This window comes from Mangrovibacillus cuniculi (genome assembly GCF_015482585.1).
In the GTDB taxonomy this organism is placed as follows: Bacteria; Bacillota; Bacilli; order Bacillales; family R1DC41; genus Mangrovibacillus; species Mangrovibacillus cuniculi.
Genome location: NZ_CP049742.1, coordinates 2,390,932 through 2,411,946, shown reverse-complemented (window position 1 = coordinate 2,411,946; position 21,015 = coordinate 2,390,932). Strand labels below are relative to the sequence as shown.

At 34.3% G+C, this 21,015-nt stretch carries 19 protein-coding genes; all 19 read left to right on the top strand.

Annotated elements, in window-relative coordinates; genetic code table 11:
* Positions 1-102 precede the first annotated feature (102 nt).
* The 19 genes from G8O30_RS12210 to G8O30_RS12120 all read left to right on the top strand — a co-directional run bounded on the left by G8O30_RS12210 (position 103) and on the right by G8O30_RS12120 (position 20,842).
* Positions 103-1,917 (top strand): polysaccharide biosynthesis protein, encoded by a 1,815-nt coding sequence (locus G8O30_RS12210; RefSeq protein ID WP_239672334.1) that lies wholly within the window; start codon positions 103-105, stop codon positions 1,915-1,917.
* Positions 1,918-2,361: 444 nt separating this feature from the next.
* Positions 2,362-3,243, top strand: coding sequence for a UTP--glucose-1-phosphate uridylyltransferase GalU (gene galU / locus G8O30_RS12205; RefSeq protein ID WP_239672333.1), 882 nt, complete (start codon positions 2,362-2,364; stop codon positions 3,241-3,243).
* A 140-nt stretch (positions 3,244-3,383) separates the two neighbouring features.
* On the top strand, positions 3,384-3,743 hold the full coding sequence (locus tag G8O30_RS12200) for a type II secretion system protein (protein ID WP_239672332.1): 360 nt from the start codon (positions 3,384-3,386) through the stop codon (positions 3,741-3,743).
* A 390-nt stretch (positions 3,744-4,133) separates the two neighbouring features.
* Complete coding sequence (locus G8O30_RS12195; protein WP_239674554.1) at positions 4,134-5,246, top strand: DegT/DnrJ/EryC1/StrS family aminotransferase; 1,113 nt, start codon at positions 4,134-4,136, stop codon at positions 5,244-5,246.
* A 20-nt stretch (positions 5,247-5,266) separates the two neighbouring features.
* Complete coding sequence (locus tag G8O30_RS12190) at positions 5,267-6,274, top strand: UDP-3-O-(3-hydroxymyristoyl)glucosamine N-acyltransferase (RefSeq protein ID WP_239672331.1); 1,008 nt, start codon at positions 5,267-5,269, stop codon at positions 6,272-6,274.
* Between the two features lie 2 nt (positions 6,275-6,276).
* A complete protein-coding gene (locus G8O30_RS12185; protein ID WP_239672330.1) occupies positions 6,277-6,924 on the top strand; it encodes a sugar transferase in 648 nt (215 codons plus the stop codon).
* 38 nt (positions 6,925-6,962) lie between these two features.
* Positions 6,963-7,625 carry a PIG-L deacetylase family protein gene (locus G8O30_RS12180; RefSeq protein ID WP_239672329.1) on the top strand — a complete coding sequence of 221 codons (663 nt, stop codon included), beginning with the start codon at positions 6,963-6,965 and terminating at the stop codon, positions 7,623-7,625.
* A gap of 30 nt (positions 7,626-7,655) precedes the next feature.
* Positions 7,656-8,627 (top strand): ATP-grasp domain-containing protein, encoded by a 972-nt coding sequence (locus G8O30_RS12175; protein WP_239672328.1) that lies wholly within the window; start codon positions 7,656-7,658, stop codon positions 8,625-8,627.
* Positions 8,628-9,320: an HAD family hydrolase gene (locus tag G8O30_RS12170; protein WP_239672327.1), complete on the top strand. Its 693-nt coding sequence runs from the start codon at positions 8,628-8,630 to the stop codon at positions 9,318-9,320.
* 2 nt (positions 9,321-9,322) lie between these two features.
* The gene (locus tag G8O30_RS12165) at positions 9,323-10,426 is read left to right on the top strand and encodes a glycosyltransferase (RefSeq protein ID WP_239672326.1); all 1,104 of its coding nucleotides are present in this window, start codon (positions 9,323-9,325) and stop codon (positions 10,424-10,426) included.
* Between the two features lie 92 nt (positions 10,427-10,518).
* A complete protein-coding gene (locus G8O30_RS12160; RefSeq protein ID WP_239672325.1) occupies positions 10,519-11,685 on the top strand; it encodes a glycosyltransferase in 1,167 nt (388 codons plus the stop codon).
* 66 nt (positions 11,686-11,751) lie between these two features.
* The gene (locus tag G8O30_RS12155) at positions 11,752-12,549 is read left to right on the top strand and encodes a glycosyltransferase family A protein (RefSeq protein WP_239672324.1); all 798 of its coding nucleotides are present in this window, start codon (positions 11,752-11,754) and stop codon (positions 12,547-12,549) included.
* Position 12,550: 1 nt separating this feature from the next.
* Positions 12,551-13,546, top strand: a complete 996-nt coding sequence (locus G8O30_RS12150; RefSeq protein ID WP_239672323.1) for a glycosyltransferase family 4 protein — start codon at positions 12,551-12,553, stop codon at positions 13,544-13,546.
* Positions 13,547-13,567: 21 nt separating this feature from the next.
* The gene (locus G8O30_RS12145; protein WP_239672322.1) at positions 13,568-14,488 is read left to right on the top strand and encodes a glycosyltransferase family A protein; all 921 of its coding nucleotides are present in this window, start codon (positions 13,568-13,570) and stop codon (positions 14,486-14,488) included.
* A gap of 122 nt (positions 14,489-14,610) precedes the next feature.
* Positions 14,611-15,762, top strand: coding sequence for an O-antigen ligase family protein (locus G8O30_RS12140; protein ID WP_239672321.1), 1,152 nt, complete (start codon positions 14,611-14,613; stop codon positions 15,760-15,762).
* A 112-nt stretch (positions 15,763-15,874) separates the two neighbouring features.
* Positions 15,875-17,041, top strand: coding sequence for a nucleotide sugar dehydrogenase (locus tag G8O30_RS12135; protein ID WP_239672320.1), 1,167 nt, complete (start codon positions 15,875-15,877; stop codon positions 17,039-17,041).
* A 159-nt stretch (positions 17,042-17,200) separates the two neighbouring features.
* Entirely contained in the window at positions 17,201-18,598 is a 1,398-nt protein-coding gene (locus G8O30_RS12130) for a lipopolysaccharide biosynthesis protein (protein ID WP_239672319.1), read from the top strand.
* A 346-nt stretch (positions 18,599-18,944) separates the two neighbouring features.
* The gene (gene galE, locus G8O30_RS12125) at positions 18,945-19,955 is read left to right on the top strand and encodes a UDP-glucose 4-epimerase GalE (RefSeq protein WP_239672318.1); all 1,011 of its coding nucleotides are present in this window, start codon (positions 18,945-18,947) and stop codon (positions 19,953-19,955) included.
* A 305-nt stretch (positions 19,956-20,260) separates the two neighbouring features.
* Entirely contained in the window at positions 20,261-20,842 is a 582-nt protein-coding gene (locus G8O30_RS12120; RefSeq protein ID WP_239672317.1) for a hypothetical protein, read from the top strand.
* Positions 20,843-21,015 lie beyond the last annotated feature (173 nt).

The following is a 21,015-nucleotide window of genomic DNA, read 5'->3' as shown; positions in this document are numbered from 1 at the left end:
GCCTGGAGCGCGATGTAACGGGTGTTAAAACTACACCAGTTTTTGTTTTTTTTATAATTTAATATCCATATTTAAGAAATTTAGTAGAAAAGAAGGGGTTAGATGAGTTATCAAAAAAGACTCTCCATGCTGATCTTTCTAGACTCAGCAATCGTGTTATTTTCCATTTATATCGGGTATTTCATTCTAATGCCTTACTATTCATCCCTTCCTATAGGGACACTATTCTTAAGTTCCGCTGTATTGTTAATAAGCCATCATATTTTTGCTTTTTTATACCGTTTGTATCAGCGAGCTTGGGAGTATGCGAGTGTTAATGAACTACTGGCAATTGTCGTAGCTGTCTCCTATTCGATTGTGGCAACGGGAATTGTTCAGGCGATTTTTATGGGTACGGTGTATACAAGAGTGTTAGTGATTACATGGATGTTACATATGATTTTAATTGGTGGATCTCGTTTTTCATGGAGGGTCATTCGAGATAGTTACCGACCAAAGCAAGAGGATAAGGAGCGAGCGTTGATTGTTGGAGCTGGGGCTGCAGGGACAATGTTAGTTCGTCAGATGCTTCGAAGTAATGAATCAGATATGAAGGTTGTTGCGTTTGTGGATGATGATCGTAATAAGCAAAGGTTGGATGTCCTAGGTGTTCCAGTGAAGGGGCGTATCGAGGATATTCCTGCTCTTGTGAATGAGTTAGAGATTGATCGAGTGATTATTGCTATTCCTTCTATGGGGAAACAGCAGGTTCAAAAGGTGTACGAACAGTGTAGTAAGACGACGGCGAAAACGCAGATTATGCCGATGATTGAAGATATTGTTTCTGGGAAAGTATCAATAAACAATTTCCGCGAGGTGCAGGTGGAGGATCTGTTAGGTCGTGATCCGATTGAGTTGGATATTAAGAGCATTGAAAAGAATGTGAGCGGACAAACGGTACTGGTGACGGGTGCTGGAGGTTCAATAGGGTCAGAGATTTGTCGTCAGGTTTGTAGGTTTACGCCGACTCGCTTGGTGTTGGTTGGACATGGAGAGAATAGTATCTATTTGATTGATCAAGAGTTGCAGCGAGCGTATGGGGATCAGATAGAGATTGTTCCGGTGATTGCGGATGTGCAGGATCATGATCGAATGATGGATGTGATGAGTACGTTTAGGCCGAATGTGGTGTATCATGCTGCGGCACATAAGCATGTTCCGTTGATGGAGTTTAATCCTCGTGAGGCTGTGAAGAATAATGTGTTTGGGACGAGGAATGTGGCAGAGGCTGCGGATGCGTTTGGTGTGGATACGTTTGTGTTAGTTTCGACGGATAAGGCGGTTAATCCAACGAATGTGATGGGTTCGACGAAGCGTATTGCGGAGATGGTGATTCAGTCACTGGATAAGAAGAGTAAGACGAAGTTTGTGGCTGTTCGTTTTGGGAATGTGCTTGGTAGTCGTGGTAGTGTGGTGCCGCTGTTTAAGAAGCAGATTCAGGCTGGTGGGCCGGTGACGGTGACGCATCCAGAGATGACGAGGTATTTCATGACGATTCCAGAGGCTTCGAGGTTGGTATTGCAGGCAGGCGCGCTTGCTCGTGGTGGCGAGGTGTTTGTTCTGGATATGGGCGAGCCTGTGAAGATTGTGGATTTGGCGAGGAATTTGATTCGTTTGAGTGGGTATACGGAAGAGGAAATAGACATTGAATTTTTGGGGATTCGTCCTGGGGAGAAGATGTTTGAGGAGTTGCTAGGAGAGAAGGAAGTGCATCCGGAGCCAGTGTTTCCGAAGATTTTTATTGGGAAGGCTGTGTTGGAGCAGGAGCATGAGGTTCATTATTTGTTGGCGCGGTTTGAGGAGTTTGAGGTGGAGGAGCTTAGGCGGTTTGTTTTGAATGTGGCTAATCGTAGGGAGAATTTGGTGGTTGGCGGGTAGTTGGGGTTGAATTAAGGTTTAAGTTCAAGTTCAAGTGCTTCTACTACTACCAAGATCTTCGGACCTTGGTTTGGGATTTTGGCGTAGAAAGCCTGTCTCTTCTCCAGGCCCTTCGCTTTCCTGGGGGCGCTTGCTGAGCTTCCTCGTCGTTGTCGCTTCGCTCCTTACTCCTGCGGGATCTCAGCTTCGCACTGATCCCCGAGGAGTCTACGGGCCTTCCGAAGAGCCAGTCTTTGAGAATTCTAGGGTATTGGTTAGTTACTTAGAGATTTTGGTGCAATGGGGTTGCGATGTGTTATCATCCCCCCCTTTTTTTGTGGGTTGAAGAACGGATGGCGCAGTGATTGTGTCTTTTTTGGTTTGTTTTTTTGTTCATAGAGATTTGATTTTTTATTACTTTTTACGAGTTTCTTCTATTATATATTTGATTTGGAGGGGAAGTTTTTGAAGAAGGTTAGAAAGGCTATTATTCCTGCTGCTGGTTTGGGTACACGATTTTTACCTGCTACGAAAGCTATGCCGAAAGAGATGCTTCCTATTGTTGATAAGCCTACTATTCAGTACATAGTGGAAGAGGCTGTGGCTTCTGGAATTGAGGATATTATTATTGTTACTGGTAAGGGTAAGCGTGCTATTGAGGATCATTTCGACAACTCTTTCGAGTTGGAGGATAATCTTTTGCAGAAAGGGAAGTTGGATCTTTTAGAGAAGGTTCAGGAGTCTGCTAAGGTTGATATTCATTATATTCGTCAGAAGGAGCCTAGAGGTCTAGGACATGCGGTTTGGTGTGCGCGTAAGTTTATTGGGGATGAGCCTTTTGCGGTTTTGCTTGGTGATGATATTGTTCAGGCGGAGACTCCCTGTCTTCGACAGTTGATGGATGAGTATGATCGTACGCTTTCTTCTGTTATTGGAGTGCAGAGTGTTGATGAGGGTGTTACTGATCGTTATGGGATTGTTGACCCTTCGGGTCAAGTAGGTAGGAGATATCAGGTTGCTAATTTTGTGGAGAAGCCAAAGCTTGGGACTGCTCCTAGTAATCTTGCAATTATGGGGCGTTATATTCTTACTCCTGAGATTTTTATGTTTTTGGAAGAGCAGAGGTTGGGTGCCGGTGGTGAGGTGCAGTTAACGGATGCTATTCAGCGGTTGAATGAGATTCAGCGAGTGTTTGCTTATGATTTTGAGGGTACTCGTTATGATGTTGGGGAGAAGTTTGGTTTTATTGAGACTACTTTGGAGTTTGCTTTGCAGAGGCCGGAACTTCGTTCTCAGGTGCTTGATTATATGAGGAGAGTTTTGGATGGGGTTGAGGTTAAGGGGTAGGGGTTTGGAGGTTGGATTTTCTATTGAGGGTTCTAGAGCTTCGCTCTGCTTTTGTTAAGTGCTTTTTTTAATTTTGAGAGCTTCGCTCTGTGTGTGTTTAGGTCTTTTTGAATCTTCGCTTCTTTTTAGGAGGAGATTAATTGGATACTAGAGATGAGAGTGGTTTAACTCTTTTAGAAGTTTTGGTGACCGTAATTATCTTATCTATTGTTGCTGCTATTGCTGTTCCTTCTGTAATGGGGATTATACAGATGGTACGAGAGGATGTTTGTGAGGCTAATAGGGAAGAGGTTGCTATTGAGTATGGTCATCACTTGGATTTGAGTGGCGAGAGTCATTCTGACTCTTTGTTTACTTCTTTTCTTTTGGAGTTTGATGTGCTTTTTCCAGAGAATGGTTTTTATAGTTTTGTAGATGGTGATGTTATTTGTAGTGAGCATGTTAGTCATGAGAATGAGGAAGATGATTCTGGTGATAATGAGTCTGTTCCTTTTTTGTAGCGAGGGATGGTTCCCTCGCTTTGTTTTAGTGGGGATTTTATGCCTTACGGCATTTTCTTGATTGGATGATGCGTGGGAACTGACTATTGTAGTTAGATTGAGTGCTAGAAACCTTGCCGTATAAGGGTTTTGAGCGTTTTTAGTGAGGTTTATAGATTGATTGAATGGCTTATATAATAGGAAGAAACTCGGTTTTAGATGACAAATACAAGAATATCTATTTCGTATTTGCTTGGTAGATTGATTAGATATTATGAGGTGGCTATTAAAAGTAGATAACAATTTTAGTGGTTTAGTAGTTGGTTAGAGGTATATCTTCTAATTAAGTCCTATTCTACTAAAATATTAACCTAACTAGGGAAGGAAGTCTAGAAGATGGAGACGACAAAAGTGAAAGAAAGAATATTCCTCTCTTCACCACATATGAGTGATGAAGGTTATGAAATGCAATATGTTAAGGAAGCTTTTGATACAAACTGGATTGCACCCCTTGGTGAAAACGTAAATGGATTTGAAAGAGAGCTGGCTGAGAAGGTTGGTTCTAAGGCTGCTGCGGCACTGTCTTCTGGAACAGCTGCTATTCATCTAGCTCTTAAAGCAGTAGGAGTCGGAGAAGGGGATATTGTATTCTGTCCAACACTTACTTTTTCTGCTACTGCAAATCCAATCATTTATCAAAATGCTATTCCTGTATTTATCGATAGTGATTATGAAACTTGGAATATGAGCCCAAAAGCATTAGAAGAAGCGTTTGAGAAATATCCTGCAGTAAAGGCAGTCATTGTCGTTCATTTATATGGCTTATCTGCTGATATGGGTAAGATCATGGAAATTTGCAAGAAACATAATGTTGCGGTAATAGAAGATGCTGCTGAGTCTTTAGGTACTTACTATAAAGGTAAGCATACAGGGACTTTTGGAGATTATGGCATCTTCTCTTTTAATGGAAATAAGATTATCACTACTTCTGGTGGAGGTATGCTTGTTTCTAATAATGAAGAGAGAATTGCTAAGGCGAGATTTTGGGCCACTCAATCTCGAGATCAAGCGAGGCATTATCAACATAGTGAATTAGGGTTTAATTATCGAATGAGCAATGTGGTTGCGGGGATTGGTAGAGGGCAGCTTAAAGTGTTGGATCAGAGGGTTAAGAAGAAGAGATATATTTTTGAGTTCTATAAAAGAGAGCTTGGTGGGCTAGAAGGTATTAAATTCATGCCTAGCAATGAATGGGATGATCCAAATTATTGGTTAAGCTCGATAACATTATCTGGTGAAGTTAGACCTCTTGATATATTTGATGCATTGGAAACTGAGAATATCGAGTCAAGACCGGTTTGGAAACCAATGCATATGCAGCCTTTCTTTGAGAAGTATGATTTTGTTGGAACAGATGTATCTGAGAAGTTGTTTGAGAATGGTGTGTGTTTACCGTCTGATACGAAGATGACGGATGCTGATTTAGAAAGAGTTGTTGAGACTATTAAGAGTCTATTTAAGTGATTTTTTAGGAGGATTATATTTTGGTATTACTCAAACAATTTATTACGATACCTAGTACAGAATATCAAGTTAATAGTGTATCGACTATATCAAATCCCAAGAACAATTCATTAGTCTTTATCCAAAAAGATTATGAAGACTTATTGGAGAATTTAAATAATGTTAATGGATGTTGTGTTGTTGCTGAAAATGGAATGAATATATCAGATGGCTTATATAAAATTCACAATTTTATTTTAACTAATAATCCAAGACTACACTTTGCAAAAATTTATTCAGTGTTAGCAGAATATGAAGAAAAAAACAGTAAGAATAGAAACTATTCAAATGTAAATGGTTCTCTGATTGGTGAAAATGTAATAATAGGTGAAAATACTAAAATTGAGCCTTTTTGTTTTATTGATCATGATGTGATTATAGGCTCTAATACAGTTATTCGTTCCGGGGCACGTATCAGAAGCAATACAAAGATTGGTTCTAATTGTTTTATAAAGGAAAATGCAGTTATTGGAACACCTGGTTTTAGTTTTGAGAAAGATGAAGAAGATAATTTTATAAAGGTACCCCAACTCGGGGGAGTTGTAATCCATGACCACGTCGAGTTAGGTGCACTTTCAACAATCGATTCTGGTGCAATAGAGCCAACAGTAATATATGAACAAGTTAAAATGATGGATCATGCACACGTCGCCCATAATGTGACAATTGGTCAAAAAACTGTAGTAGGGGCTGGGACTACTATAGCTGGAAGTACTAAAATTGGTAAAGATGTATGGATCTCTCCCAATTGTGCCATTACCCATAGAATCTCAGTAGGAGATGGTGCAGTCATAGGTTTATCAGCTAGAATTCATAAATCAGTTCCTGCTGCCATTACTATGGTAAACGAAGGTTCAGAGGTAATGGAGCGTATAATACAATTCACTAAATATAAGAAAGAGTTATTGGGTGAAACGGAATTTCCTTCAAAGAGAAAATATGGCCGGGGCCATCCATACTATAAAAAGTTATTTAATGAGGATGAGTAAACATGCTGGGGAGTAAGAAACGGAAAATACAATTAATTATTAAAAGATTACTAGATATATGTGCAGCGTTATTTGCATTAACGATTTGTTCACCAATATATTTAATCATTACTTTTTATATAAAGATAAATACTAAGGAAAAAATCCTTTTTATACAAGAACGTGCAGGTTTTAATGGGAAATCATTTTTATGTTATAAGTTTCGAACGATGACTAGTGAAACTGATTCTGAAGGCAATTTACTACCTGATGAGTTTCGTTTAAAAAAATGGGGGAAGTTCCTACGTAGTACAAGCTTAGATGAATTGCCACAATTTCTCAATGTACTAAAAGGTGATATGAGTCTTATCGGGCCTAGGGCTCTTCTAGTGAGTTATTTACCAAGATATACACCAGAACAGATGCGTCGACATGAAATGAGACCAGGTATGACAAGTTGGACGGCAGTCAATGGTAGAAATAATGTTGACTGGGATAAAAAATTTAAGATGGATGTTTGGTATATAGATAATTGGTCTTTGTTACTAGATATTAAGATATTTTTGTTAACATTTTATACGGTTCTCAAAAGAGAAGGAATAAATAAAACGGGTCATGCAACTAGAGATGAGTTCTTAGGATCAAAAGGTACTCGTGGTAAAGAAGTCTAACTTTGTAAATACAATAAAATTTTTAAGAGGTGAATGTAATGAATATATTAGTAATTGCACCCCATCCTGACGATGAAGTTCTTGGTGTTGGCGGTACTATAGCAAAACATAAAGAAAATGGAGAAAATGTATATATTTGCATCGTTACTAAGGGAATGGCTCCTATGTTTAATGAGGAATCAGTGGAACAGGTTAGAAATGAAGCTATTGAAGCTCACAAATTATTAGGAGTTGAAAATACCTTTTTCTTAGACTTCCCTGCTGTACTACTAGAAGAAAGCCCTAAATACAAATTAAACGCAGCGATAATTAAAGTCTTAGAAAAGGTGAAACCTGATATTGTTTACTTACCACATAGAGGGGATATACACCTTGATCATAAAATAGTATTTGATGCAAGTATGGTAGCTCTAAGGCCAGTCGGAGAATTTAAGGTTAAGGAGATTTATAGTTATGAGACTTTGTCTGAGACAGAGTGGGATGCCCCAAATACAACCAATGCATTTATGCCAAATACATGGGTAGATATTACACAATTCATCGATGTTAAGAAATCAGCAATGTCGGTTTTTAAATCTCAAGTTCATTCGTTTCCACACCCTAGGTCAATACAGGCTTTAGAAAATCTATCTAAATATAGGGGTTCTAACATGGGACTTAAGAATGCAGAAGCGTTTATGACAATAAGAAGGCTTGTATAAAAAGTGACTTGTAGTATAGGAGGATAAAACATGATAAATGTACTTATTACGAGTGCTGGTAGAAGAGTAGAACTTATAAAATGTTTTAAAGAGGCTAGGGATAGCTTAGGCCTTAACGGAAATGTAATTGCGGTTGATATAGATAACACGGCGCCGGCATTGTATCATGCCGATAAGCACTATTTAATTTCTAAAATTAGTGATGATAATTATATTTCAGAGATAATTGACATTTGTAATAAAGAAAAAATAAACTTGATAGTTCCTACCATAGATACAGAGTTATATAAACTTGCAGAATATGGAGAACTTATACAATCAAGAACAGATGCTATAGTTCATATTTCAGATAAGCAGGTTATAGAAGTTTGTAGAGATAAATTTAATACACAACGATTTTTTTCTGAAAATAATTTTGGTGTTCCTCGCTTGGTAGATAATGATGCTTTAGTGAATAAAAGTTATGATTTCCCTCTATTTATTAAGCCGCTTAATGGTAGTTCAAGTATGAATACATTTAAAGTTAACAATGAGAACGAACTACAATTCTTTTTGGGATATGTTCCAAACCCTATTGTTCAGGAATTTATTGAAGGTGATGAATACACTGTTGATGTATTTACGGATTTCTACTCAAATCCAATTACAATTGCCCCTCGATTAAGGCTTGCCACAAGAGGTGGAGAAGTGGCAAAAGGGATTGTTAAAAGAGATAAAGAGATAATAAGGGAAGTCAAAAAGTTGTTGGATATTCTTAAGCCTAAGGGACATATAACAATTCAGTGTATGAAGACCAAAGATGGCATTAAATTTATTGAGATAAATCCTAGATTTGGTGGTGGAGCTCCTATTAGTATTAAGGCTGGTGCAGACTCACCAAAGTACTTGTATAAAATACTTTTAGGGGAAAGCATAGAGTATAACGAGGATTATGAAGATGATTTTTTAGGTTTAAGATATGATGAAGCAGTATTTTTATCTTTGAGTAAGGAATTAGTATAGATGATAAAAGCGGTAATATTTGATTTAGATGATACGTTAATTTCGGAAAAAGAATATATTGAAAGTGGATATCGTCATATTTCAAAAATTCTTAGTGAAAGATTTAGTAAAGATGAAAGAACTTTGTATCAATTATTATTAGAATTACTAAACGACAGTTCAAAAAATGTTTTTAACAGGTTACTGGATAGATTAGAAATAGTCTACACGAAAGAAAACATTTTGGAGCTTGTGGAAGAGTATAGGAATCATAATCCCGATATATCCTTTTTTGATGATGTATTGCCTTGTTTAGAGCAATTAAAAAATAAGAAGATAAAAACTGGTATTATTACAGATGGCTATGCTAATGCCCAACGTCAAAAATTAAAAGCAGTTAAAGCAGATAATTATTTTGAAGAGATTATTGTAACTGATGAGCTTGGTAGAGAGTATTGGAAACCACATCCTAAATCTTTTGAAATAATTAAAGAGAATTTAAATGTGGAATTTAATGAAATACTTTATGTTGGAGATAATCCTAAAAAGGATTTTTATATAAGTAATATTTATCCTATTTCAACTGCTAGAATTGATAGAGGTAACTCAATCTATACTGATGCATTATATTATAAAAATATACAGGAATTGTATAGAATAACATCCTTAGTAGATTTACAGTGTTCTGCAATCCAAAATGGTTTAGGAGAATAAGAATGAACATTTTACAAGTATCAAAGCACATGAGTGATTCAGGAGTGAATTCACATATTATACAACTATCACAAACTTTAAAACAACAGGGACATAGAGTTATAGTTGTATCGTCTGGTGGACCCCATACTGAAGAATTAGATCAACTAGGAATTAAGCATTTTCAAATTCCTTTTCTTAGCAAAAACCCGATTGTTAAAATAATGAACCTGTTTTCACTAGTAAGATTAATCCGTAGCAATGAGATTGAGATAGCTCATACCCATTGGCGTTCAACTGGAATTTATCTTAAGTTAGCCTCAATGTTTACAGGAACTGATTTTGTTTGGACAAACCACCTAAATCATATTCCTTCAAGTAAAATATATAAATTCCTCACGTTTTATGGGAAATCAGCAATTACAGTCTCCAGTGATATGTTACCTATGTTGAATAAAAAATTAGGTATTCCGGAAAAGAAATTAAATGTTGTTTTCAATGGTGTAGATTCTAAAAGATATATTAAATATTCAAAACAAAAAAAAGAGGAATTAAAAAAGTTATATGAAATTGGAGATAAGAAAGTCATTTCTCTGTTGGGGAGATTAACACCAGTAAAAGGCCATCTGTTTTTACTAGACTCCCTGGCAAAAATGAGAAATCAGATTGGTGACATATCTCAATATAAAATATTATTTGCTGGAGATGGTTCAGAAGAATATAAATCTGAAATTATTCAAAAAGCAAAGACTAGTGGATTGATCGATAACATTGTTTTTACCGGTTATGTTAATCCAGTAGATATATTAAATATTTCTGACGTGATGGTTTTACCAAGTAAAAATGAGGGCTTCCCTATCGTTTGTATAGAGGCTTTTGCTATGCAAGTACCAGTTATTCGTACTAAGACGGGTGGGTACTCAGATGTAAAAGATTACTGTGTTGGAGTTGATTACGGTGATACTCAAGCCCTTAGTGAAGCGCTTATTAAAGTCTTATCTAATGAGGAGTGGATTAAGGGTAAAGTGAGTAAGGCACATCATTTCTATGAAGAAAACTTAACATCGGAAAAAATGGCTCAATCGATATTTGAAGTTTATAAGAAGGAAGAATTCAAAGTATTTTAGATGAAACTATCTATTATAGTATTTTATAACTATAATTCAATGTATCGATTTTATTCCTATACTATTAGAGTTTTATTGAGGAGAAAAATTATATGGAGATTCTATATAAATCACTATTTTATATCAGTGCTTTTGTTATTGTTTGGGCTATGGTAGGTTATCCAAAATCTATTAAAATAATTGGTAGATTGTATAACAGTCGTAAGCTTGAAAAAGACTATACTCATCAACCTACAGTTACAGTTATGGTTGTAGCACATAACGAGGAAAAAGTTATACTAGATAAACTTAATAACATAATTGAAATTGATTACCCTCGAAACAAGATTGAATTCTTAATTACCTCAGATAATAGTACAGACAGAACTAATGAAGTTGTAAGACAATTTATAGAGGAACACCCTAATTTTAAGATCCGACTCTATGAAGTTAAAGCTCGCAAAGGTAAAACTAATGCACAAAATGAAGCACATAAGCTTGTTTCGACAGACTTTATGGTTTTAACGGATGCTAATTCCATAATGGATAAAAAATCAGTAAAAGAATTAATGGCAGCATTTACTTCAGAAGATATTGCTTATGTTACGGGAAGATTATCCTTCATAAATCAAAAAACAAGTGATATTAGTGGTGCGCAAGCAACTTATTGGGATAGTGACGTTGCTATACGTGAAATAGAAGGTAGGGTACAAACAATTACAGCGGGGAATGGAGCGATATATGCTTGTAGAACTAAAGACTATATTGACTTTAACCCAATTCAAAGCCATGACATTGCAATGCCAAGATTTTACGCATTAGAGGGAAGAAGAGCAATATGTAATCATGATGCCTTAGTTTATGAAAAAGCAGGAGAGGTTATTGAAGATGAGTTTAGTAGAAAAGTACGTATGAATAGAACTATTTTAAAACATATTTTACCTGAATTGAGGATCTTTAATGTTTTTCAATATAAGTGGTTTTCATATTTTTACTTTGGTCATAGGACTTGTAGGTATTTACTTTGGATTTCTCATCTCGTCTTATTAATTTCTAATGTGTTTTTGTTAAACGATTCTTGGTTTTATATCGTAGCGTTTGTAGGACAATTGTTATTTTACTCCTTAGCTATAATTAAGATATTTTCAAAAACTAATAATAAATATGTGACAATGATTTATTATTACTGTGCTACAGTAATTGCTCAATGGGTGGGAGTTTATAATATAGTTTCAGGAAAGGCAAAACCGTTTTGGGAAAAGGCAGAGAGTACAAGATGAGCAGTTTTTGAAATATATTATCAATTTTAAGTTAGTAGTGTTTACTTCAGATTAGGATGTGAAATTATGTCTATCCAGGTACTAATCTCAACAATGGGCGAATCAGATCCTCTAAAATTATTAAAAAAAATGAATATATCTTCAGGTGCAGTACTAGTTAATCAATGTGGTTATGAACATAAAGAAATAATAAACTATAGAGGCAATGAGATAATATATTTATGTTGTAGTGAAAAGGGACTAAGCAGAAGTCGTAATAAGGCAATTACAAATTCAAATGAAGATATTTCCTTAATAGCTGACGATGACCTTATATATGTAGATAATTATATTGAACTAGTGAAAAAAGCATTTGAGGAAAACCCAGAGTATGACATCATTCGGTTCAAGGTTGAAGGTATAAATAAACATTTTAAAAAATACGGAAATAAAAGTAAACGTTTAGGGTATCTTACATCATTAAAGATGTCCTCAGTAGAAATAGCATTTAGAACCAATAAGATTAAAGATGCTAATATTAGATTTAATGAAGAGTTCGGAGCTGGTTCAATTTATAGAATGGGAGAAGAAAGTATCTTTTTGCACAAATGTTTACAAAAGGGGTTAAAGATTAAATATGAACCAATTAAAATTGCCGATTTATATATTGGCGATTCATCATGGTTTACTGGGTTTAATAGGAAATATTTTTTCGATAGAGGTGCTACATTTAGTGCTCTTTCAAATAGATGGGTAAAAGTATTAATACTACAATTTGCTATCAGACATTACAAAAAGTATAAAAATGAAATGACTTTCTTCGAGGCTATTAGAGAGATGTTAAGAGGTCATTTAGATTATACTCGGAGATTAGGAGAGAAGTAAGTTGAGATTGTTATTTATAGGTGATTTAACAGGGAATACTGGTCCAGCCAATGTTAATAAACTGCTAATCAAATACTTACCAAAAAACACTATGTTCTTGGTTGGGAAAAATAGAATTACTAGAGTATTTGAGCTGTTTTTAAAAATAAGAGTGGCAGACTCTGTTTTATTCTCTGGAATGTCTAAAATAAATATCATTGGATTAAAATTAGCGAATTTATTTGGAGTTAAATCTGCCTACTTAATGCATGGTTGTAGAAGGATAGAAGGTGAACTTAACCATACTTATGATCATAAGAGTATTGAAACTGAAGATAAAGTATTGGATTTAACTCCAAAGATTATTTGTGTCTCTAAGCATTTTATGTCCTGGATGAAAGAGAACTATCCGCAATATGAAAGAAAAATAACCTATGTGAATAACGGAGTCGATTGGGAATCACTACCAGTAGTTAGTAGCGAGGTAAAAAGAGAGCAAGATACTTTAATGGCAGTTGGTGGGGGATTGCCCTTGAAAAACATTTTAACAATTTGTAAGGCTATACAGCTAATTAATCAAGATGAAAAAATGAACCTTAAATTAATAGTTCTAGGAAACAGGGGGAAAGACCTTGAAGAAATTCTTTCCTATTCATTTGTAGAATATTTCCCTCATGTTAATCATAGTGAGATGCCTTTATATTATCAGAGGGCAAAACTATTTGTACAAAATAGTAAATTTGAAACTTTTGGACTTGCATCTATTGAAGCCCTTATCAATGGGTGCGATTTACTTTTATCTAATGAAACAGGTGCAAAATCAATAATTTCAGGCTTGGAGACTAGTGATATTATTTATAATACTCTTGATGTAGCTGAAATCTCATCTAAGATTAAATCTGTGTTAATTAAAAGTAATAATAAAAAATTGTTAAATAGTATTGATCATGAAGAGACATCTGTGGAATCCTCAGTTAAAAGAATAAAAGCTATTCTTTATAATCGATATGAAGAATAAGAATTAATTAAAGGAGAAGTTATGTTTGATAATAAATTGACTATTTTCACCCCAACCTATAATAGAGGAGATATAATTCATAAATGTTATAAAAGTTTATGTGATCAGACAAATACCAATTTTACATGGTTAATTGTTGACGATGGCTCAACTGATAATACCGAAACTGTAATTAACACTTTTATTAAGGAAAATAAAATAAATATTATATATATAAAACAAAAAAATGGTGGAAAGCATGTAGCTCATAATACTGGAGTTTTAAAATGTAAAACGGAATTATTTGTATGTGTAGATTCAGATGATTATTTAACACTTGATGCAGTACAAGAAATTTACAGTGCCTGGGAAAAGGTTCCTGATGTAAGCGATCTAGCAGGAATTATAGCATTAAAAGGGATTAGTGATAAGGAACCAATTGGAACTTGGATGCCTAAAAATATTCAATATTCATCAACCTTCGACCTTTATGACAAGTATAAATTTAAAGGTGATACTTTATTAGTTTTTAAGACAAATATTTTAAGGGAATATTTATTTCCAGTTTTTGAGGGGGAAAAATTTGTAACAGAGGCAGTTGTTTACGATTTAATTAGTCAAAAACATAGAATGAAATTGATTAACAAAGTATTATATTTATGTGAATATTTAGAAGATGGTTTAACAAGAAATTTATTACAAGTACACAGGAATAATAAACAAGGATATATGCATTACCTATTGCAAAGAATTGAAATAGCTACTGAGAAAAAAAGTAAATATAAGGCTGTTTCAAATTATATAGCTGGATGTTTGAGAATAAAGAGTTTTTACTATTACAAGAAACTAGATTTAAAGTGGTTAAAAATTATTACCTTACCAAGAGCACTATGGGTTTATACGAAGCCACACTTAAAGAAAACTCTTATCAAATATAATTTATATAATAAGTTGGTTAAATGAAGGTATATATCTAAAGCGTTTCTGATATTGAAATTGTCTTTAAAAGGACATTATTTTAATGGATAAACTAAGGAATAAATAATTGTAGCAGTTCATTTTAGCCCTGAATTGGAGGAGACAAAATGAGTTTATCTAACAGGTGGGTAGTATTTTTTTTTATTTTACCTCACTTGAGTATTATTTTCTTTAATATAGATACAATAGAACCGGTTATAACTGTATGGAAACTAGGAGTAATATTAGCATCAATCGTATGTCTTTTTTTAATTTATGGGGAGATTACTATTTTCAATGTATTGCTAATATGTCACGTAGCATTAGTTTTGATTTCTTCAATATTGAATGGCACCTTATCGATCGGGATCTTTTTCACTATTATAATATTTATTGGTTTTTGTATTTATATTTCATATTGTATGACTAATTTTAAAGAACTAATTAGTGGACTGTATTATTTATTTGGATTTATTATCATATTAAATTTTATTACGATCTTAACAAATGGTGTAAGTACTAGTAGTAATGGCGTCCCAATTTATTTATTAGGTGGTAAAAATGCGATTGTAATGACTGCCTTACCATCTATCCCTATTGCTTATTTATATTCTAACTATATATATAAAAAGTTAAAAATAATACCTATTATTGTCATTTTGATCAGTATGCTATCTATCTATTTATCTGAGAGTGGTACAGGAATTTTAGTTGCAATTTTAGCCACAATATTTCTAGTTTTACCAGCAAGGATTTTACCATCTTTTAACACCTATCTTATTTTATATTTTATAGCCTTTTTATTAATAGTGGTGTTTAAGATTCAAATACTATTTGGTAATTTTATCACAATAATACTAGATAAGGATTTAACCTTCACTGGTAGAACGTACATTTGGGATTTTGTTCTTTCTACTATTAGAGATTCCTGGTTGTTAGGTTATGGTCGAGGTAACAGTATTATTAGTAATTACTTCGTTACATTAAATGAAACACATAATGGAGTTCTTGAGGTTTTGATGTTTTCCGGAATATTAGGTGCGTTAGTATTTTTAGTATTGTTTTTAATAATTGCTAGGAAATTAAGTTTTTATAAATCTCATATTTTCTCAAAGGTGCTTTCGTACTCAATATTACTATATATGATAATTGGTCTAACTGAAAGTGTGTTTTATAAGGTGGAATTTTGGCTATTACTTATTATTGCTTCTGGTATAGGTAGAGTTATCATTCAAATTGAAAATAATGCGGAAAACAGTGAAATCAAGATATCCCACTAATTACTATTTTTTGCTTTTATAACAATTTAAAACGACTATATAACCTTAAGAAAAGGCCTTTGGATATGTATAATTAGATAATTCTTATTAGGAAGAAAGAGGGAACTATTTTATGAAAATAACAATTGCTGGAATAGGCTATGTAGGATTATCAAATGCAATATTATTATCACAATATAACGATGTCACTGCTCTTGATATTATACAAGAAAAGGTGGATATGATTAACCATAAAAGGTCTCCGATTATTGATAATGAAATAGAAGAATATTTAGCTACAAAAGAATTAAACCTCACCGCTACAACCGATAATTATAAAGCATATAAAGATGCAGATTATGTCATAATCTCTACACCAACAAATTATGACCCAGTTAAGAACTATTTTAATACCAGAACAGTAGAGGCCGTTATAGCCAATGTTTTATCTATTAACCCTAAAGCTGTTATGGTAATTAAATCTACAGTACCAGTTGGTTACACTGAAAAAGTAAGAGAGAAGTTTGAAACAAATAATATTATCTTTTCTCCTGAGTTTTTAAGAGAAGGTAAAGCTCTTTATGATAACTTATATCCTTCAAGGATTGTAGTTGGAGAGCAATCAGATAGGGCTCGAATGTTCGCTGACTTATTAGTTCAAGGAGCAGTTAAAGAAGATATTCCAGTCTTGTTTACAAACTCTACAGAAGCGGAAGCTATAAAACTATTTGCGAATACTTACCTCGCGATGAGAGTCGCCTTCTTTAATGAACTTGATTCGTACGCTGAGGTAAGAGGATTAGATTCAAAGCAAATCATTGATGGGGTAGGACTTGATCCGCGAATAGGAAGCCATTATAACAATCCTTCTTTTGGATATGGTGGCTACTGTCTACCTAAAGATACTAAACAATTGTTGGCAAACTATTCTGATGTACCGAATAATATTATGACTGCAATTGTTGATGCTAATCGGACGAGAAAAGATCATATTGCCGAAATGATAACAAAAAGAAACCCTAAGACCGTTGGAATTTATAGACTTACTATGAAAATGGACTCTGATAACTTTAGACAGTCAGCAATTCAAGGGGTAATTAAACGTATAATAGAGAAAGGAATTGAAGTCATTATATACGAGCCAACTCTTAATGAGCAGAAATTCTATAATTCTAGTGTCATAAATGACTTTGAAGAGTTTATAAACATTAGTGACATAATTGTAGCAAATCGAATTACTGATGAATTAAAAGAAGTAGCAGAAAAGGTATACACCAGGGACTTGTTTAGCAGGGATTAATAGGGAAACATTTTAGATGACTTTGGTTAAGGAAGGTATTACTCATAATAACTTTTTAACTGAGATGAAGAGTGGCAAAGGGGCAAATCCTGATTAGACACAAAGAGAACTTTTTAAAAAGAAAAATAAGTAATTAATTTGAGGGTATTGGTGGATGTAATGAGTAAAGTTAAGAGATTTTTTGCAACGTCAGGGATTTACTTTATTGGAAGTGTATTATCTAAATTGATAGGGATTTTGTTACTTCCCTTATATACCAGTCAATTTTCGCCAGACGAATTTGGGTCTTATGATCTAGTAGTTACCCTTATTAGTTTTTTCGCTCCTATAGCCTTTTTTCAGATCTGGGATGGAATGTTTAGATTTTCTTTTGATAAACATAAATCAAATGAAAAATATAGTGTTATTTCGAATTCCTTTTCTGTTTTAGCTCTTGGTGTTTTCATTTATACAATTATTTACACTTTAGTATATAATCAATTAGATTTTGAGCATGCACTATTAATTTTCTTTTATGGAATATCAATTGCAATACAATATCAATATACATTTATTTCAAGGGCTTTTCTAAGAAACAAGCTATTTATTGTAACAGGTTTAATAAATAGCTTATTAAATGCGATTTTTAATATAATCCTAATACTTTGGTTTGACTTGGGTATAGAATCACTATATGTAGCAGCTATTTTAGGTATTTCAGTACAAGTGGCAATAATTGAATTGAGGCTAAATCCACTTAAGAATTTTCGCCTTGATAAACTTAATATCCAACAACAATTAGATATGATTAAATTTTCAATCCCTCTTTGTATTGCTGCTGTATCTTACTGGATGCTCAGTGGTTATACAAAGGTAGTTATATCACAACAACTAGGAACCTCTGCAAATGGACTATATGCTATAGCCAGTAAGTTCACTGCGATGATAACTATGGTGATATCAGTTTTTCAATATGCATGGAATGAAATAGCTTACTTAATGTCGGCGGATGGTGATAGAAAAAGCAAATATAAAAAAAGTATTACGTATATTTTTAAAGTTGTAATAATCGGTAGTGGGATATTCATGTTGCTCATTAAAATAATATTTCCATATATTATTGATCCAGCTTATCATAATGCAATAAGTATAGTACCGTTATCTTTAATTGGAGTAGCTGCTAATGCTTTTGCTAACTTTGTTGGCACTATTTTCATGGCAGAAAAAAGAACTAGATGGATTTTTTGGACGACTGTTGTTGCTGCAGGTATAAACGTTATTTGTTTATGGATATTTATTCCGATTTGGGGGCTTCAAGGGGCTGTTGGGGCACTAAGTCTATCATTTGTTGCTATCGCAATTTTCCGTCTTTATGCAACTAGTAAACTTTTCGATATTAAGTTAGATTCAACCAATTTACTTTATATTTTTTTTTTAGCAATCATTACTTATATATTCTTTGCAATTGATAACATATTGATCTTATTTATTTCTATAATAGTTTTAATCTCTATTGCTACTTTTAGTTTGCGTGAGATTCTTTTTGCTTTATTGAGGACTATTAAACTTAAGAAATAAGGATGTTAAATTTTTATCACAGATTTTTGAGACAGAGGGACAGGTACCGCGTCTCACTAAATTTTTACAAATAATAAGTGACGGGTATTTGTCACTTCCCGGATCAGTCGTATTACGTTTAAAGACAAATTATAAATAGTAGAGTTCCATACATATTTTAAAGCCCTGCCATTAGAGACAGAGGGACAGGTACCGCGTCTCACTAAATTTTTACAATAACAAGTAACCAGTATATTTTACTATCCGGTATTAGTCGAACTGCGTTTCAAGACAAATTGTAAAGAGTAGATTCCATACATATTTTAAAGCCCTGCCATTTGGCAGGGCTTTTTTAGGAGGCGTGTAGATGAAGAAAGTATTGGTTACTGGTGGAACGGGATATATTGGATCTCATACTTGTGTAGAGTTACTTGCTAGTAGATATGAGGTAGTGATAGTGGATAATTTAAGTAACAGTACTCGTGACGTAGTGGAGCGAATTGAACGTATTTCTACTAGTCGTGTTACCTTTTATGAAGGAGATGTGACGGTAGAAGCAGAAGTTCGACAGTTGTTTGAAGCACATGACTTTGTTGGTGTTATTCACTTTGCTGGATACAAGGCAGTAGGAGAGTCTGTGCAACAACCTGTCATGTATTATCAAAACAATCTTGTTAGTACAATGCTGTTGGCGAAGTACTGTACCTTGTTTGGGGTAAACAAGTTTGTGTTTAGTTCTTCTGCGACGGTGTATGGAGATAATCAAGTTCCTTTCCATGAAGGATTATCTTTACTACCTACCACTAATCCTTATGGTGAAACAAAAGCAATGAGTGAACGCATTTTAACAGATGTTGCTAATGTGACACCGGATCTAGGAGTGTCTATTCTTCGTTACTTTAATCCAGTTGGAGCACATGAAAGCGGAGAGATTGGAGAAGCACCAAATGGTATTCCGAATAACCTAATGCCGTTTGTCACTCAAGTGGCAAGAGGGAAGAGAGATAAGTTAATGGTGTTTGGAAATGACTATGACACAGTAGATGGTACCGGTGTACGTGATTACATTCATGTTGTGGATCTTGCTAAAGGGCATTTAGCAGCGTTAGAGAACTTAACTGCTGGGGTGCATATGTATAATTTAGGTACTGGTAAGGGCACGAGTGTGTTGGAGTTAGTTCATGCTTTTCAAGAAGCTACTGGTGTAACGATTCCTTATGAGATTGTGGAACGTCGTGCTGGGGATATTGCGGAGTGTTATGCGGATGTTACTAAGGCGGAGCGAGAGCTTGGGTGGCGTGCGGAGAAAGGGATTTATGAGATGTGTCGGGATGCTTGGGGGTTTGAGAGTAGGTTGGGCGCTCTAGTTGTTGAGTAAGAACTAAAAATATGTAATATTTTGATAAAGTGTGTATTGATTTAACTTTTATGGTGTAATCTTACGCCTTACCTTGTTTATAAACCATTCGCTCATATACCAAGAGTAAATATGTATTTGTTATTTAACAATACATGTTTATTTTATGGATTTTTTAGCCATAATAAGAGTGGAGAAAATTGGTCCCCACTCTTATCTACTTTCAATCTCTCTACCAGTAAAGCAAAAACAACATCTTTTACCGTGATTTCCACCATATCTTGTAGTATTCGAACACTACATTATATTTAGGAGGAACACACTTTATGACAAAAAAGATAGTTGCGGTGCTTTCTACAAATGGAGAGCCTACGTTAAAGCAATTAAAATCTAAGAAAGCATTCGATTTAGATTATCGGTTTTTTAAGAATATGAATAATATCCGAGATCCTTTGTCTTATCTAGAAAACGCTTGGTGTTTGAAAACTTTAACGGGGGAAGGGAATAGAGTATATTCTGATATAGACGGTTTTCGCAGGCAAATAAATGATTACACTTTTCTTGAATTCAAAAAGAGTCCTAGTTTTCTTAATCATAGTCAACTTAATGCTCTTATTGGATTAGCAAAAAAAACAGAGGGTGTACTCCTTTTAATTTTTGGAGATCCTTGTTTACCACAAAGTTGTATGATTTTAAGGCCTGGAAAAGGACGAGGTCTTTTGCATAAAACTGGTATACCAAAGTTACACAAAATGAACTTAGCTAGACTACAATGGCTTCTTTCCAAAATTGATGCCTATCACGAAAAACGGGCTAGTCAGAATGAAAGAGATGAGTTTTTTGAAGGCATTGATAAATGCAAAAAACTTATCATAAATATTAGGGACCAACATAATAATCTCCAGTAAAGCAGGGTCTTCCTGCTTTACTTTATCGGGACACAAGGACAGATGGAGGCCACTGAAAAATGTTCTTTATTTTCATTGTTTTTGAACATTTTTTGAAGAACGGGTGCCTGAGACAGAGGGACAGGTCCCTCGTCTCACCAATTATTTACATATTAAAGCCCTGCCAAATGGCA